Annotated in this window: 12 protein-coding genes; all 12 read left to right on the top strand. The window is 41.9% G+C overall.

The features are described from left to right. Positions 1 to 109 precede the first annotated feature (109 nt). The 12 genes from FNZ60_RS04730 to ligA all read left to right on the top strand — a co-directional run bounded on the left by FNZ60_RS04730 (position 110) and on the right by ligA (position 16,041). Entirely contained in the window at positions 110 to 1,258 is a 1,149-nt protein-coding gene (locus FNZ60_RS04730; protein WP_142416528.1) for an FtsW/RodA/SpoVE family cell cycle protein, read from the top strand. Next, positions 1,255 to 2,391, top strand: a complete 1,137-nt coding sequence (murG, locus tag FNZ60_RS04725; protein WP_142416527.1) for an undecaprenyldiphospho-muramoylpentapeptide beta-N-acetylglucosaminyltransferase — start codon at positions 1,255 to 1,257, stop codon at positions 2,389 to 2,391. Before FNZ60_RS04730 ends, murG begins: the two co-directional genes overlap by 4 nt. Continuing rightward, positions 2,375 to 3,802, top strand: a complete 1,428-nt coding sequence (murC, locus tag FNZ60_RS04720; protein ID WP_142416526.1) for a UDP-N-acetylmuramate--L-alanine ligase — start codon at positions 2,375 to 2,377, stop codon at positions 3,800 to 3,802. Before murG ends, murC begins: the two co-directional genes overlap by 17 nt. Then, positions 3,780 to 4,757 (top strand): UDP-N-acetylmuramate dehydrogenase, encoded by a 978-nt coding sequence (gene murB / locus FNZ60_RS04715; RefSeq protein WP_142416525.1) that lies wholly within the window; start codon positions 3,780 to 3,782, stop codon positions 4,755 to 4,757. The genes murC and murB overlap by 23 nt, the downstream gene beginning before the upstream one ends. Before the next feature lie 238 nt (positions 4,758 to 4,995). Next, positions 4,996 to 5,916: a D-alanine--D-alanine ligase gene (locus FNZ60_RS04710; protein WP_142416524.1), complete on the top strand. Its 921-nt coding sequence runs from the start codon at positions 4,996 to 4,998 to the stop codon at positions 5,914 to 5,916. Continuing rightward, positions 5,904 to 6,815 (top strand): cell division protein FtsQ/DivIB, encoded by a 912-nt coding sequence (locus FNZ60_RS04705; protein ID WP_142416523.1) that lies wholly within the window; start codon positions 5,904 to 5,906, stop codon positions 6,813 to 6,815. Before FNZ60_RS04710 ends, FNZ60_RS04705 begins: the two co-directional genes overlap by 13 nt. Further along, a complete protein-coding gene (ftsA, locus tag FNZ60_RS04700) occupies positions 6,812 to 8,113 on the top strand; it encodes a cell division protein FtsA (RefSeq protein WP_142416522.1) in 1,302 nt (433 codons plus the stop codon). Before FNZ60_RS04705 ends, ftsA begins: the two co-directional genes overlap by 4 nt. Before the next feature lie 63 nt (positions 8,114 to 8,176). Continuing rightward, positions 8,177 to 9,943: a cell division protein FtsZ gene (ftsZ, locus tag FNZ60_RS04695; RefSeq protein WP_142416521.1), complete on the top strand. Its 1,767-nt coding sequence runs from the start codon at positions 8,177 to 8,179 to the stop codon at positions 9,941 to 9,943. Between the two features lie 230 nt (positions 9,944 to 10,173). Beyond that, on the top strand, positions 10,174 to 11,058 hold the full coding sequence (gene lpxC / locus FNZ60_RS04690) for a UDP-3-O-acyl-N-acetylglucosamine deacetylase (RefSeq protein WP_142416520.1): 885 nt from the start codon (positions 10,174 to 10,176) through the stop codon (positions 11,056 to 11,058). 160 nt (positions 11,059 to 11,218) lie between these two features. Continuing rightward, on the top strand, positions 11,219 to 12,112 hold the full coding sequence (locus tag FNZ60_RS04685) for an outer membrane protein assembly factor BamD (protein WP_142416519.1): 894 nt from the start codon (positions 11,219 to 11,221) through the stop codon (positions 12,110 to 12,112). Between the two features lie 7 nt (positions 12,113 to 12,119). Beyond that, complete coding sequence (gene recN / locus FNZ60_RS04680; RefSeq protein WP_142416552.1) at positions 12,120 to 13,781, top strand: DNA repair protein RecN; 1,662 nt, start codon at positions 12,120 to 12,122, stop codon at positions 13,779 to 13,781. 109 nt (positions 13,782 to 13,890) lie between these two features. Continuing rightward, positions 13,891 to 16,041: an NAD-dependent DNA ligase LigA gene (gene ligA / locus FNZ60_RS04675; protein WP_142416518.1), complete on the top strand. Its 2,151-nt coding sequence runs from the start codon at positions 13,891 to 13,893 to the stop codon at positions 16,039 to 16,041. Positions 16,042 to 16,299: the final 258 nt, after the last annotated feature.

The following is a 16,299-nucleotide window of genomic DNA, read 5'->3' as shown; positions in this document are numbered from 1 at the left end:
CCAGAATCTTTTTTTGTGTAATTTAGCTTATAAAGTGTTTGTTAAACAGGTTAGGGAACTTTATCATTTTAAGACAATTTATATTATAAAACAGATAAGGTGGATATAAATGATTACGCGTGCAGATAGAGACCCAATTGCTCATTGGTGGTGGACGATTGATCGCTCTATCTTTGCAGCTTGTTTAATTTTAATGGGGATTGGCATTATGCTGTCTTTTGCTGCTAGCCCCACTATTGCCAAAAAAATCGGAATTGTTGATAGTTTTTATTTTGTTCGCTGGCATATCATTTTTAGCATTTCAGCATTTTTTGTGATGGTGACCATTTCTTTTTTTTCGCTTCGCAATATTCGTCGCCTATGTGCTCTTTTGCTTATTGTAACGCTTGCTCTTATGGTTGCAACCTTATTTTGGGGGCCAGAATTAAAGGGAGCACGGCGGTGGATTTTGCTTTTTGGTTTTTCTGTACAAGCTTCAGAGTTTATGAAGCCAGCTTTTGTGGTTATGTCCGCTTGGCTTTTTTCAGAACAGATACGGCGGAGGGGAATTGGGGGCTATACGTTAGCGATTGTACTTTATGCTCTTTGTTGTGTGCTTCTGGTTTTGCAGCCTGATATTGGCCAAACACTTTTAATAAGTGCAACATGGGGTGGTTTGTTTTTTATTGCCGGTGTGCCTCTTACGGTTATTTTCTTCTTTCTCATTTTTGGTGCTGTAGGAATTATTCTCGCTTATTTTTTTCTCCATCATGTGCGCGAGCGTATCGATGGTTTTTTGACCGGTGAAGGAGATACTTTTCAAGTGGATGTGGGGCGTGAGGCTATTTTGAATGGCGGGTGGTTTGGACAAGGTCCTGGAGAGGGAACAGTCAAACGTATCATTCCTGATAGCCATACAGATTTTGTATTTTCCGTTGCTGCTGAAGAATATGGTATTATCCTTTGTTTGTTAATTATGATGCTTTTTGGCTTTATCGTTATGCGTTCATTATATATCGCCATGAATACACGTGATTCCTTTATGCGTCTTGGTATTACAGGCATAGCCATGATGATTGGTTTTCAATCAGCCATTAATATGGCTGTTAATCTTCACTTAATCCCTCCCAAAGGCATGACATTGCCGTTTATTTCTTATGGTGGTTCATCAATGATAGCGATTGCGTTTTCAATGGGAATTTTGCTCAGTTTAACACGTCGTTGGCCAGAAGCGCGCCTTTCTGCGTTTTCTTCTTCTTTCTTGGATACGCCTTCATGAATGATAAAAAAGTTATTATTTTGGTGGCGGGTGGTACAGGCGGGCATCTTTTTCCTGCTGAAGCGCTTGCTGTTGAATTAAGGCGTCGTGGATATGATGTTCATTTGATAACCGATGAAAGAGCGCGATCTTTTGTACGCAGCTTTGATGAAGAACATACACATATTGTTTCTTCAGCAACATTTACAAGGCATCATCCTTTTGCTCTGATAAAGATGTTTTGGACTGTGTTAAGGGGAATGCGGCAATCGTTGGCGTTGTTTTATAAATTACGCCCTGTTCTTGTGGGTGGTTTTGGGGGCTATCCGACCTTTCCTCCTCTTTTTATTGCAGCTCTCATGCGGCGTGTAACATTTATTCATGAGCAAAATGCTGTTATGGGACGTGCTAATCGGGTGTTGGCAATTTTTGTGCGTGCAATCGCTGGTGGTTTGTTGTCACTCCAGGGTGCTTATGCGCATAAAACGCTTTTGACGGGGAATCCCGTGCGTGAAGCTGTGCTGAAGGCGGCAGAAATTCCCTATCAGCCTTCTATAGGTGATGAGCCATTTCATTTTTTGATTTTTGGGGGGAGCCAAGGGGCTTCTGCTTTTTCACATATTGTTCCAGAAGCTATTACTTTACTTGATGATAAAAATCGTAAACGCTTACAAATTGTGCAGCAAGTTCGCGGTGAAGCTGGAGAGTTGATCAAAACCTATCGTGATATGGGCGTTCAAGCAGAGGTTGCTCCTTTTTTTGATGATATGGCTGAACGTATGGCGCGGTCTCATTTCATTTTATCACGTGCTGGGGCATCATCGGTTTGTGAAATCGCAGTCATTGGTCGGCCTGCTTTGCTTATTCCCTATCCTCATGCTTTGGATCATGATCAGGCAGCCAATGCTGCTCTTCTTGCGCGTGGGAGCGGCGCGCAAATTATCTTAGAAAAAGATTTAAGCGCACAAAAACTTTCTGCTCTTTTAACGCAAGCTTGTTGTGCACCCCATTTATTGGAAAAACAAGCGCTTGCTGCAAAAAAAGTTGGGCAACCTCATGCGACCCGTTGCCTTGCTGATATGGCTGAAGCCTTAATTGCAGGGCGATTGTTGTCAGATATAAAAGAGGAGCTTTTTGATGAAAATGCCACTTGATATAGGCGTTATCCATTTTATCGGAATCGGAGGGATTGGCATGAGTGGAATTGCAGAGGTTTTTTATAATCTTGGCTATAAAGTTCAAGGGTCCGATCAAGTTGAGAGTGCCAATGTTGAACGTTTGCGGAAAAAGGGAATTAATGTTCATATCGGTCATTGTGCTGAAAATTTAGGGAATGCAGAGGTTGTTGTTTTTTCGACTGCCGTTAAAAAAACAAATCCTGAGTATATTGCTGCAAAGGAGAGACATTTGCCGCTTGTCAGACGTGCAGAAATGCTAGCGGAGCTGATGCGCTTTCGGCGTGCAATAGCGGTGGGTGGTACACATGGTAAAACGACGACCACATCAATGGTTGCAGCGCTTCTTGATGCTGGCCGTTTTGATCCAGTGGTGATTAATGGTGGTATTATTAATGCTTATGGGACGAATTCTCGGACAGGAGAGGGCGATTGGATGATCGTTGAAGCTGATGAAAGCGATGGGACATTTTTAAAACTGCCTGCTGATATTGCTGTTGTTACCAATATTGATGCTGAGCATTTGGATTATTATGGAAATTTTGATGCCGTGCGTGAAGCTTTTCGGCAATTCGTAGAAAATGTTCCTTTTTATGGTTTTGCTGTTTTGTGCCTTGATCATCCAGAAGTTCAATCATTGGCGGGTCGTATTGATGATCGTTGGGTGATTACTTATGGTGCCAATCCACAAGCGGATGTTCGTTTTCTTAATCTTTCGATGAATGGTCAAAAAACATATTTTGATGTTCTTATTCGTTCACGCAAGACAGGAAGAAAGATTGAGTTGAAAAATTTACTTTTGCCCATGGCAGGACAGCATAATGTTGCCAATGCAACAGCAGCGATAGCGATTGCGCATGAACTTGGTATTTCAAATGAATTGATAAAGAAGGGTTTAGCGGAGTTTGGTGGCGTAAAACGGCGCTTTACGCGAACAGGAAGTTGGCGTGGTATTGAAATATTTGATGATTATGGACATCACCCTATAGAAATAAAGGCTGTTTTGCGTGCAGCACGTGAGAGTGCAAAAGGGCGTGTTATTGCAATTGCACAACCCCATCGTTATTCGCGTTTGTATCATTTATTTGATGATTTTGCTGCTTGTTTTAATGATGCCGATACAGTGTTGATTGCCCCTGTTTATGCGGCTGGTGAAGAGCCTATCGTAGGGTTTGGTTCGCAAGAATTGGTAGAGCATATTAAAATGGCGGGGCATCGTGATGTGCGCTTGATCCATGATTTGGAAGATATTGTGTCTCTTGTCTCATCATTTGCTCAGGCAGAGGATTATGTTGTTTTTCTTGGTGCTGGCAATATCACACAATGGGCTTGTGCGTTGCCTCATCGTTTGTCGGGGCTTGATGGTCATGATAAATTTTCAGCACATTGATGGTGAGGCGCTATTGGTGCAATTGCAACCTTTGTTGGGTGATGTCAGAGGCAAACTTACTCCTAATGTTGAGATGCGTAAGGTGACATGGTTTCGCACGGGTGGGTTGGCAGAGCTTTTTTATCAGCCGATTGATGAAGAAGATTTGGCTCTCTTTCTGCAAAATTTGCCTGAAACTATTCCTATAACAATTGTAGGTATCGGTTCTAATCTTCTAGTGCGTGATGGAGGTGTTCCTGGGGTTGTGATTCGTCTTTTGCCCAAAAACTTTGGGCAAGTGCAGCAAGTTTCTCCAAAAGGTTTTTTGGTTGGTGCTGGTACGGCGGATAAACATTTAGCTGCTGCTGCTTTAAAGGCAGAAATTGCAGGTTTTCATTTTTATCATGGTATTCCTGGTGGTCTTGGCGGGGCTCTCAAAATGAATGCGGGGGCGAATGGTGTTGAAACTGCAGCGCGTGTTGTTGAGGTCTATGCGTTGGATCGTAAAGGACAACGCCATATTTTGAATTTGAAAGATATGCATTATTCCTATCGTCATTGTGATATTCCTAAAGATTTTATTTTTACGGCTGCTTTATTGGAAGGAGAACTTGGTCATAAAGATGATATTCGTGCTGCTATGGATGAAGTGGCCCTCCACAGAGAAACAGTGCAGCCTATTCGTGAAAAGACAGGGGGGTCAACTTTCAAAAATCCTGAGAATATATCCGCGTGGCGCGTGATTGATGAAGCAGGATGTCGTGGCTTAAGGATTGGAGGCGCTCAAATGAGTGAAATGCACTGTAATTTTATGATTAATACAGGGCAAGCAACAGGATATGATCTTGAAGCATTGGGCGAAACAGTGCGTGCGCGTGTTTTTGCACATTCATCTCATCTTTTACAATGGGAAATAGAACGTATTGGTCAATTTGAGCATGGTCGAGAGGTTGCTCCTTTTGATCCATTTCATTGATTTTTTGTTCACTAAAAAAGTGTCAATAAAAAAATGAGTCATTTCAAAGAGATAATAAAAAAATCCATTAAGAATCAATAAATTAACAAAGAAACTCTTGCATCAGGCTTTTGAGTCTGATTCATTATGCAAAATGCTAGGTTATTGATTCGCAAGGATAAACTTCGTTTTTTCCTGTATGTGGTGCTGATGTGTTCTATATGAACTACATATAGTGTGCAAAAGAGGGTGATTTGTTATGAAAGATAAACATATAGCTGTGTTAATGGGAGGTTTTTCTTCTGAGCGGTCTGTAAGTTTATCTTCAGGAACGGCTTGTGCTGATGTTCTTGAGGCGCAGGGGTATCGTGTGAGCCGCGTGGATGTTGATACTCATATTGCTTCTGTTCTTGAGCAGTTGCAGCCCGATATCGCTTTAAATGCATTGCATGGTCCATTTGGCGAGGATGGTCGGATTCAAGGGATTCTTGAATATTTAAAAATTCCTTATACCCATTCTGGTGTGATGGCATCTGCTTTGGCAATGGATAAGGGACGTGCAAAAATTATCGTTGCAAGTGTTGGGGTTGGTGTTGCTCCTTCTCGTATCATGAATCGCTTTGCTGTTGGGCAAGCCCATCCTATGGAACCTCCTTATGTCATTAAACCGGTGTGTGAGGGATCAAGTTTTGGTGTTGTCATTGTCCAAGAGAATGAAACTGTGCCGCCGCATAATATTGGGGGGGCTGAGTGGGGATATGCCGATGAGGTGATGGTGGAAAAATATATTCCTGGTCGTGAATTGACTTGTGCTGTTTTGGGAAATGAGGTGCTGGATGTGTGTGAAATTCTTCCCAGTCACCCCTTTTCATTCTACGATTATGATTCAAAATATAAAACGGGCGGTTCTCTCCATATTTGTCCTGCAAAACTTTCACTAAATATTTACCAAAGTGTGCAAAGAATGTCTTTAGCAGCCCATCAGGCGATAGGGTGTCGAGGTGTTAGCCGTTCTGATTTTCGTTTTAATGAAAAAACAGGAGAATTGGTATGGCTTGAAATTAATACGCAGCCCGGTATGACACCAACGTCCCTTCTTCCTGATATTGCAAAAGCAAGCGGCCGTACTTACGGCGATATTGTTCAATGGATGGTGGAGGACGCATCATGTATGCGTTGAGTGTTAATAAATCAAATGTTCCGATGGAGGTGCTGTTAGTGCCGGCTTTGCCACGTCTTTATCGTCGTTTTCTTCGGTTTATGTTTGAAGTTTTTTTTATCAATATGCATATTCCACGCCATTTTGGTTCTTTTGCTGTTGTATGGTTTTTCTTTGTAACGGCTTTTTATGGACTTTCAGCCAGTGGTCAAATGGCTGTGATCGTAAATGCGATCATATCGGATAGTGGTTTTGTGGTCGTCGATGTCGATATAAGCGGTAACAAGCGTTTGGTAAGTAAGGATATTTTGAAAATTTTAGGACTTGATGTTGCGTCTTCTATTTTCACTTTTGATGTTGAAAGAGCACGTTCTCTTTTGGAAAAACAGGCTTGGGTTCAATCGGCGAATGTTCAGAAGATTTACCCCAATAGAATGCGTATTTCCATCGTGGAACGTGAACCTTATGCTATTTGGCAACATGATAGCATCATGGATATTGTCGATCATACGGGGCGTGTCATTGTACCTTTTAAAGGAGAAACTGTGCTGAATTTGCCTCTTGTGGTTGGGCAGGGTGCACAAAATGCTGCTAAAGCGTTTATTCAAGCGCTGTCAGCCTATCGGCAAGTGTCTGATCGTGTTCGTGCTTTTGTGCGGGTAGGTGATCGGCGTTGGGATCTTGTTTTGGATAATGGAATGCGCATTATGTTGCCTGAAAATAGGGCTCTTGAAAGGCTTTCCTCTCTTGTTTCGTCTGGTAGGATGCAAGATCTTTTATCGCGTGATATTCTCAGTATTGATTTACGTCTTGCTGATCGAATTACTGTTTCTTTATCAGATGAAGCGTTGGGGCGTTATGATGCTGGTGTTGCAGAAGAAGAACGTCTTTTAAAGGCACGAAAGGCAGGAAACCCATGATGTTGCTCAGATCACATCATCGGGGGGGGCGTAAGACACGTTTTTTGACGGTTCTTGATGTCGGCTCAAGTAAGATTGTTTGTCTTATTGCTTGTTTGCGTCCTTTAAAGCATGTGCACTATTTACATGGTCGTACCCATTCTATGGAAATTCTAGGCTTTGGAGTACAGCGTTCACGCGGGATTAAATCTGGTGTTGTTATGGATATGTTTGCAGCAGAACAGTCAATACGTTTGGCTGTTGATGCGGCAGAAAAAATGGCTGGTTTGGTTGTTGATTCAGTGATTGTGAGTTTTTCCTCAAGCCGATTACAAAGTTCTTTAATTCATGGAAAGGTCCATTTGAATGGTTGTGAAGTCACCAAGCGTGATATGCGTATGGCCTTTTCAGACGTTTCTCGTAAAGTTTTTGATGCTGAACGTCATGTTATGCACTCAGTTCCAGTTTCTTATGTATTGGATGGAGATAAAGGAATTTCTGACCCGATTGGTATGGCCGGGGAAACATTTGGTGTCGATGTGCATGTGGTAACAGCAGAAACAGCCTCTTTGCGTAATTTAGAAACATGTATTAATCGTGCACATTTGAGTGTTGAAGCGATGGTTGCTACTCCCTTTGCAAGTGGTCTTGCTGTCTTGATGAACGATGAGGCACATTTAGGGGCTGCGTGTATTGATTTTGGGGGTGGAACAACGACATGCTCAGTGTTTTTTGAGGGAAAATTTGTTCATGCCGATGCTCTTGCTGTTGGGGGGAATCATGTCACTCTTGATGTTGCACGCGGATTTTCTATGTCTCTAACAGAGGCAGAACGTTTGAAAGTTGTTTATGGTTCAGCACTTTTAACAAGTGCTGATGAGCGGCAAATGATTAATGTAGCGGAAATTGGCAGTGAACAGCGTGAAACGCAATATCCTCGCGCGGTTCTTGGGCGCATCATTCGTGCGCGTGTTGAAGAAATTTTAGAAATGGTTCGTGATTGTTTAAATCGTTCTGGGTTTGGTCACATCATTGGTAAGCGTGTTATTTTGACTGGGGGAACAAGCCAGTTAACAGGATTGCCAGAAATGGCACGTACTATATTAGGAAGAAATGTTCGTATCGGGCGGCCTTTAGGGATTTCGAGGCTTCCTTCTCTTGCAAAAGGGGCGGCGTTTACATCTGCTGTTGGGTTGTTAATTTATCCGCAATTGGTGGGTTTTGAAGAAAAAACAATGCAGGCGGCAGGAAATCATTTATCGATGGGCACGCGTGGGTATTTTCAGCGTGTTGGTCAGTGGTTGCGTGAGAGTTTTTAGTTAAGTCTAGTTGGATAAATTTCATCGCTTTGGCTTGCGGTGTCTTATGAGAAGGAAAAGAAAATGACGATTAATCTGCATCGGCCAGATATCGCGGAATTGAAGCCACGCATTACCGTTTTTGGTGTTGGAGGTGGTGGCGGGAATGCCGTGAATAATATGATTAATGCTGGCCTTCAGGGAGTTGACTTTGTTGTTGCAAATACGGATGCACAGGCTTTGGCTATGTCAAAGGCTGAACGTGTTATCCAGCTTGGGGCAGCTGTAACAGAAGGTTTGGGTGCTGGGGCTTTACCGGAAGTTGGACAAGCCGCGGCAGAGGAATGTATTGATGAAATTATTGATCATCTTGCAGACTCTCATATGGTTTTCATTACTGCTGGTATGGGGGGAGGAACTGGAACAGGGGCTGCTCCCGTTGTTGCGCGCGCTGCGCGTGAAAAAGGAATTTTGACCGTTGGTGTTGTGACAAAGCCATTTCAGTTTGAAGGAGCACGTCGTATGAAAACGGCAGAGGCTGGTATTGAAGAATTACAAAAGTCTGTCGATACATTGATTGTTATTCCCAATCAAAATCTTTTCCGTATTGCGAATGATAAAACAACATTTGCTGATGCTTTTGCTATGGCTGACCAAGTGCTTTATTCTGGTGTTGCTTCCATTACGGATTTGATGATTAAAGAAGGCTTGATTAACCTTGATTTTGCTGATGTTCGTTCTGTTATGCACGAAATGGGCCGCGCTATGATGGGAACGGGTGAGGCATCGGGTGAGGGGCGTGCTTTGGCTGCTGCTGAAGCAGCTATTGCGAATCCATTGTTGGATGATACCTCTATGCGTGGGGCGCGTGGTTTATTGATTTCTATTACGGGAGGACGTGATATGACTCTTTTTGAAGTTGATGAAGCTGCTAATCGTATTCGTGAAGAAGTGGATGCTGATGCGAATGTGATCTTTGGGGCTATTGATGATGAGTCATTGGAAGGTGTTATTCGTGTTTCTGTGGTTGCTACCGGTATTGATCGTGAGGTTAGCGTTCAGTCTTCTCAGCCTCAGATTCAAAGGCCAACTTCTTCAATGCGCAAGAATGATCCTGGAACGCCACATAGTTCTTTCCATGTTCAGTCATCGCCCTTGCGTTCTGAATCAATGGTAGAAGTCATCGAATCACTTGAAATAGAAAAAGGTAAGCCAACAGGGGAACAGTTTCGTCCCAAAAGTCAAATTTTTGCACAGCCTGCAGAAGAAATGACGACACGAAGTGCGACGAAAACTGTTGCTTATGGTTCAAATGCTGTGCAGGACCAGATATCAGATGGGCCACGTATGCAAGTAAGTCGTCCTACTCAACAAACTATGACAGCTCCCGTGAATATGGAGGCAACAGCGCATGTTCTTGATGAGATGACAGGGGTTGTGCGGCAAAAAGAAAAGCCAGTGCAACAAAAACAAGTACAACAGATGCAAGCACGCGCTCCAATGCGTATGCCGGAGTTAAAAGATTTTCCTCCTGTTGCTCATGGACAAAGTCAAAGGACATCGACTACTGATCAAGGTCCTCGTAATCTTTGGCAGCGTTTAAAGCAGAGTTTGACACATCGTGAGGAAGCAGAGCCGGAAGCAAGGCTGGAGCCTGCTGTAAGATCATCTCAGCAGCAAGAATCTCATGTTTACAGTAAAAATTCTCAGGCGCTTTCTCAAGATGCTTCTGTTTATGTTCCTCGTCATTCTGGTGAGTTGCATCCGCAAGTTCCACAAGATCAGCGTACTTTTATCAGTGAAGAAGATCAGTTGGAAATACCAGCATTTTTACGTCGTCAAGCCAATTAATTGATAAAGGCAAATTAATTGATAAAGAATGAGGTAAAGTAAGGAATTTTATTATTTATTTTATGATGAATTAAGAATTATACAGTAAAATTACTGTTATTTTTGGATAAAGTACTTTATTTTTTAAAACCCGCTTATAATAAGTGGGTTTTTTATTATTTGCTATGAATATTGTTTTTATGGTTTTATAATTTGTTTCAAAAGGTGGAAGAGCAATTCAATAAAATGATATGATGAATTTAGTGCCAAAATATCAGTCTACTCTTAAAAAAACAGTGACATTTAAAGGTATTGGCGTTCACAGTGGTTGTTTGTCAGAGGTAAAGGTTTATCCAGCCGATGTTGGATGTGGTGTTCTTTTTAAGCGTTGTGGATTAGACGGAACAGAGAAAATATTTCAAGCCCATGCATCTCAAATGGGAGAAACTGAGTTATCAACGATGCTTGGAGATGGAGAGGTAAGGGTTGAAACAATTGAACATTTGATGGCTGCCATTGCTGCTTATAATTTGGATAATCTTATTATTGAAGTATCTCATAACGAGATTCCTATTTTAGATGGTTCCGCATGGCAATATTGCCAAGCTTTTGAAGATGCTGGCATTGTCCAGCAAAATGCATATCGTTCTTATTTCATTATAAAAAAGCCGTTACGGGTTGAAGGAGCGCATGGTTTTGCAGAGCTTTTGCCCTTTGATGGGCGTCATTTTGATATAACAATCTCTTTTCCTTCTCTTGCTATTGGTAGGCAACATTTCAGTTTTGATCTAACCACACAAAGATTTCGAGATGATTTATCGCGTGCGCGAACTTTTGGTTTTATCAAAGATGTGGAAAAGTTACGGCTTTCTGGAAAGGCGAGAGGTGCTTCTTTAGAAAATTCTCTTGTTATCGGCCTTAATGACGAAATTTTAAATCCCAATGGTCCTTATTGGGAGAATGAGTGTGTTCGGCACAAGATGCTTGATGCGATTGGTGATACTGCTTTGCTCGGGGGCCCTTTTATTGGATTATTTCGTTCTTATTGTAGTGGACATACAATTAATGCACAATTGGTCAAAGCTGTTTTGGCAAACGAATCATATTATGAAAAAAGCTCCTTAGAGAAAGAGTAAAATAAAATTGATAAGTTTTTTTTATCGTTTATTTGATTTTTAAGGGGATGATTGACCTAAGCTGCTAAATTAGTTATGTGGATTTTAAAGCGATATGGTATAAAAAGCTTTAATAAATTATTTTGCGACAAGGTGATATTCTGTGGAGGCCGGAAAAACTATGAAAAAATCTCATCTGTGCATTGGAAATATGGTATATAGAAAATCTAACACTGTACGCAAGATATTGGGGGTGGTTCTTTTAGGAAGCACTTGTATGTTGGCAGGATGTCTCTTTAAAGAGAAAAGTACCCTTGATCCATCTGCTTATGTTTTAAAGATAGATCCACCAGATGTTCTCTATAATCAGGGGCTTGCTAGCCTTGAGAGTGGGCGGCTTGCGGATGCCGCGAAAAAGTTTTTGAAGATTGAAAAACAGTATGCTTATACAGACTGGGGGCGTAAGGCTTTAGTCATGGGGGCTTTTACAAATTATCGACTCGGAAAGTATGATGATTCAATTAGTATGGCGCAACGCTATATTACTCTTTATCCAGGGGCGGCTGATTCAGCTTACGCATATTATATTATTGGTCTTTCTTCTTTCCGTCGGATTCCTGATGTTACGCGTGACCAACGGGATACGAAACGCGCTATTGCTGCGATGCAGCTTCTTATAGAGCGTTATCCAAATTCTGAATATGTGAAGGACGCTAAGGATAAAATACGTTTTGGGCGCGAACAGCTGGCTGGTAAAGAAATGCAGATTGGCCGTTATTATGAAGAGGGGCGGCGCTATCTTGCAGCAAGTAGACGCTTTCGTACGGTCGTTGAAGAATATTTCGATACCAATCAAATTGAAGAAGCGCTTTTCCGCTTAACAGAAGTTAACCTTGCTCTTGGTTTAACGGCGGAAGCACAGACGGCAGCTGCTATTTTAGGACGTAATTATCCTAAAAGTCAGTGGTATAAATTCTCTTATAATCTCTTGCAAAAGAATAAAATATCGCCACAGGAGCATAAATCTTCTTGGATCTCAAATGCTTTCGGTGGTGATAAGAAGAGGGCACGTTGATTCTCTCATGCTGGTACAGCTTTCGATTCATAATATTGTTTTGATCGAAACGCTCGATATTCATTTTACGGCGGGGTTGACAGTTTTCACTGGAGAAACAGGGGCAGGAAAGTCTATTTTACTTGATGCTTTGTCGCTTGCTCTGGGGGGACGAGGGGATGCTTCGCTTGTGCGTCATGGGGCTGACCGAGGACAGGTTACAGCTGTTTTTGATGTTTCTGTTTCACATCCTGCGCGTCAGCTTATTCGTGAGAATGGTCTTGATGATGAGGGTGATATCATTTTACGACGTGTACAATCAAGTGATGGGCGGAGTCGTGTTTTTATCAATGATCAAGTGTCTAGTGTTGCATTAATGCGGAGTGTTGGCCGTCTGTTGGTTGAAATCCATGGACAACATGATGATCGTGCCCTTGTTGATGTTGCGACACATCGTCAATTATTAGATGCTTTTGGTGGGCTTGAAGATGACGTGGCAAATTTGCGTCAGTGTTATCGTATATGGCGTGAATTTGAGGAACGTTTACAACAGCAGCGTCTTAAAGTAGAGAGCGCTGTGCGTGAGGTTGATTATCTTCGTGCGTGTGTAGAAGAGCTTGAAAAACTTGATTTTCAAGTGGGGGAAGAAGATGCTCTTTCTCTTCGTCGTGCCGATATGCTTAAATTAGAAAAAATAGCGACGGATATTAAAGAAGCAGATGATCTTTTAAGTGGTCAAAAATCACCAATTCCAGTGTTGTCTAATTTGGTGCGGCGTTTGGAACGGAAAATTCCAGAAGCAGAAGAGCTCATTGCACCAGTGGTGAAATCACTTGATGAGGCATTGCATGCCCTTGCAACCGCACAAGAAGGCATTGAGGCAGCAATACGCGCATTGGATTTTGAACCTGATGAATTGGAACGGATAGAAGAACGTCTTTTTGCTCTTCGCGGTTTTGCGCGTAAATATCAAGTTTCTGCAGATGGGTTGGTTCAATTACGCGATAAAATGGATGCTGAATTGGCTGACTTTGAAGAGGCTCAGAACACGCTAACGCGTTTTGAAGATGAAGCAAGACAAGCACAAAAAAACTACGATCTGTTAGCACAAGCCTTAACAATAAAACGTCGAGAAACAGCAAAGCATTTGTCTGAAAGTGTGATGGCTGAGTTGCCGGCATTAAAGTTAGAAAAGGCAGAATTTATTGTTGAAATGCAGACTGATGTTGAAAGGCGAGGTGCAGAGGGATGTGATCGCATTGAATATTGGGTGCGAACAAATCCTGGAACACATGCTGGACCTATGTTTAGTGTGGCTTCTGGCGGTGAATTGTCGCGTTTTTTATTAGCATTAAAAGTTGTTTTATCTGATCGAGGATCGGCTCCCACGCTGATTTTTGATGAAATTGATACAGGCGCTGGGGGCGCTGTTGCGGCAGCTATTGGGCAACGGTTGCAACGTTTGTCAGAAAAAATTCAGGTTTTTGCTATTACGCATGCACCCCAGGTTGCATCGAAAGCGCATAGTCATTTTCTTATTTCAAAGATTGAAAGTAATGATGAAGGGCGCTTTGTTACTGTTCTTCATAAAATGGAAGAGCAGGAGCGTGCAGAAGAAATTGCTCGTATGTTGGCAGGAGAACAGATTACTGAGGAAGCACGAGCAGCGGCTCAAAAGCTGCTTGCCTAATTATCATTGGGGAAAAAAAGACATGACGAGCATGTGTTCATTTGAACTCACTTCATGGTTAAAGAGTTGAGATTTTTATGATTATAGCACACCATTTGGAATAGATTTTATGAACAAGGACGGCGTTAAAAAACTTACTGCTCTTGAAGCAGAAAGTGAATTAGAGTGGTTGGCAAAAGAGATTGCACGTCATGATGTGCTTTATAATCGTGATGATCAGCCTGAAATTTCTGACGCAGAATATGATGCTTTACGCCGTCGTAATGCAGAAATTGAAGCTCTTTTTCCTGAACTTGTTCGTATGGACTCTCCTTCACATAAAATTGGAGCACCGGTTTCAGAAAAGTTTGAAAAATCTGTTCACGCACTGCCCATGCTTTCCCTTGATAATGCTTTTAGTTCTGAAGATGTCACTGAATTTATTGAGCGTATTCGTCGTTTTTTACGGCTTCCAGAAACGCAAATATTGGAAATAACAGCGGAGCCAAAAATTGATGGTTTATCATTGTCCTTGCGCTATGAGGAGGGGCAGCTTGTGCGGGCAGCAACGCGGGGTGATGGAACTGTTGGTGAGAATGTGACGGCGAATGCCCGAACAATTGCTGCTATTCCGCACGTCTTGCAAGGTGATTTTCCCGATATCATTGAGGTTCGTGGTGAAGTTTATATGAGGCGGGAGGATTTCCAAGCATTGAACACCAGACAACAAGAGAAGGGTAAGGTCACTTTTGCCAATCCTCGAAATGCGGCGGCAGGTTCACTCAGGCAACTTGATTCACGGATAACTGCCAGCAGAAAGCTGCAATTTTTTGCTTATGCTTGTGGTGAGGTGAGTGAAATATTTGCACGAAGTCAGATGGAGATGATGAAAAAGCTTAAAGAATATGGCTTTATTATCAACCCATTAACAAAAGTTTTTAAGACACTCGAGGAAATTATTTCCTATTATCGTGATATCGAAGAACGCCGTCATGTCTTAAACTATGATATTGATGGTATTGTTTATAAGGTTAATGATTTGATGCTCCAAAAGCGCTTGGGGTTTGTTTCTCGTTCGCCGCGTTGGGCAATAGCACATAAATTTCCAGCAGAAAAAGCGATAGCGCTTTTGGAAGATATTGATATTCAAGTGGGACGCACGGGGGCTTTGACGCCTGTTGCGCGCCTTACGCCTATTACTATTGGTGGGGTGGTGGTAACCAATGCCAGCTTGCATAATGAAGATTATATTAAGGGAATTGGTCATAAAGGAGAGCCCATTCGTGAAGGACGTGATATCCGCGTAGGGGATAGTGTGATTGTACAACGTGCTGGTGATGTGATTCCGCAAGTTATTGATGTTATTATTGAAAAGCGCCCAAAAAATGCGGCTGTTTTTATTTTTCCTCATTTGTGTCCAGCGTGTGGGAGCCATGCTGTTCGTGAAGATGGAGAAGCAGTGCGTCGTTGTACGGGGGGACTTATTTGTCCTGCACAGGCGATTGAGCGTATTCGTCATTTTGTTGCGCGCAATGCTTTTGATATTGAGGGCTTGGGGAAAAAACAAGTAGAGTTTTTTTTCCATGCTCAAGATGAGGCACTTTGTATTCATACACCAGCCGATATTTTTACTTTAGAACGACGCCAAGAAAAGTCTTTAATTCGTTTAGAAAATATGGAAGGTTTTGGTACTGTTTCAGTGCGGAAATTGTATGATGCTATTAATGCACGCCGCGAAATTCCTTTAAGCCGTTTTTTGTTTGCATTGGGGATTCGTCATGTTGGTGAGGTTAATGCACGCCGCCTTGCACGAGTTTATCAAACTTATACAGCTTTTGAAACTGCTGCGATGGAAGCACTTATGCCTTGTGAGGGAGAAAATAAAGAAGGCAATGAAGCTTGGATGGAGCTTACCAATATAGAGGGAATTGGACCACAGGTAGGCAGCGCAATTGTTGATTTTTATAAGGAAGCACATAATCGTGAGGTTTTGTCTGTTTTGCTTGAAGAAGTAACGCCTCTCGATGAGGTCCCTATCATGACAGATTCTTCACCAATAGCAGGAAAGATCATTGTTTTTACAGGAACTTTGACGCATATGTCACGTGATGAAGTAAAAGCATTGGCAGAGCGATTAGGGGCCAAAACGTCGGGTTCACTCTCTAAAAAAACAGATCTTCTTGTTGCTGGACCTGGAGCAGGATCAAAATTGGCTAAAGCACAAGAATTAGGGGTTGAGGTTATCGATGAAGAGGCTTGGCTAAAGCTGATTGAGGGATAAGGGCGCTTTTTTCAAGCAGACGAATACGTTATTTTCTTCATTACGTACATTTATTGACCTTAAAAACAATATATAATGCCCATATAAAGTTTTATAATTTTTAGTATTGTAAAATATTATTTCTCAGGGCAGTGATGTAATGAATAAATTTATTATTTTTTGTAGAGGAAAGGTTTTACTTTTTTAACAGTAATATGTTATAAATATTAATAACGCATTTTGATTGCTTTTATGCAGAAGATATAAATTCTCTCATAG

The organism is Bartonella massiliensis, from assembly GCF_902150025.1.
In the GTDB taxonomy this organism is placed as follows: Bacteria; Pseudomonadota; Alphaproteobacteria; order Rhizobiales; family Rhizobiaceae; genus Bartonella; species Bartonella massiliensis.
This window is presented reverse-complemented; position numbering and strand designations above follow the sequence as displayed.

Coding starts and splice junctions, on each gene's coding strand:
- FNZ60_RS04730 (WP_142416528.1), top strand. CDS start 110: ATGATTACGCGTGCAGATAGAGACCCAATTGCTCATTGGTGGTGGACG.
- murG (WP_142416527.1), top strand. CDS start 1,255: ATGAATGATAAAAAAGTTATTATTTTGGTGGCGGGTGGTACAGGCGGG.
- murC (WP_142416526.1), top strand. CDS start 2,375: ATGAAAATGCCACTTGATATAGGCGTTATCCATTTTATCGGAATCGGA.
- murB (WP_142416525.1), top strand. CDS start 3,780: ATGATAAATTTTCAGCACATTGATGGTGAGGCGCTATTGGTGCAATTG.
- FNZ60_RS04710 (WP_142416524.1), top strand. CDS start 4,996: ATGAAAGATAAACATATAGCTGTGTTAATGGGAGGTTTTTCTTCTGAG.
- FNZ60_RS04705 (WP_142416523.1), top strand. CDS start 5,904: ATGTATGCGTTGAGTGTTAATAAATCAAATGTTCCGATGGAGGTGCTG.
- ftsA (WP_142416522.1), top strand. CDS start 6,812: ATGATGTTGCTCAGATCACATCATCGGGGGGGGCGTAAGACACGTTTT.
- ftsZ (WP_142416521.1), top strand. CDS start 8,177: ATGACGATTAATCTGCATCGGCCAGATATCGCGGAATTGAAGCCACGC.
- lpxC (WP_142416520.1), top strand. CDS start 10,174: ATGATGAATTTAGTGCCAAAATATCAGTCTACTCTTAAAAAAACAGTG.
- FNZ60_RS04685 (WP_142416519.1), top strand. CDS start 11,219: ATGAAAAAATCTCATCTGTGCATTGGAAATATGGTATATAGAAAATCT.
- recN (WP_142416552.1), top strand. CDS start 12,120: ATGCTGGTACAGCTTTCGATTCATAATATTGTTTTGATCGAAACGCTC.
- ligA (WP_142416518.1), top strand. CDS start 13,891: ATGAACAAGGACGGCGTTAAAAAACTTACTGCTCTTGAAGCAGAAAGT.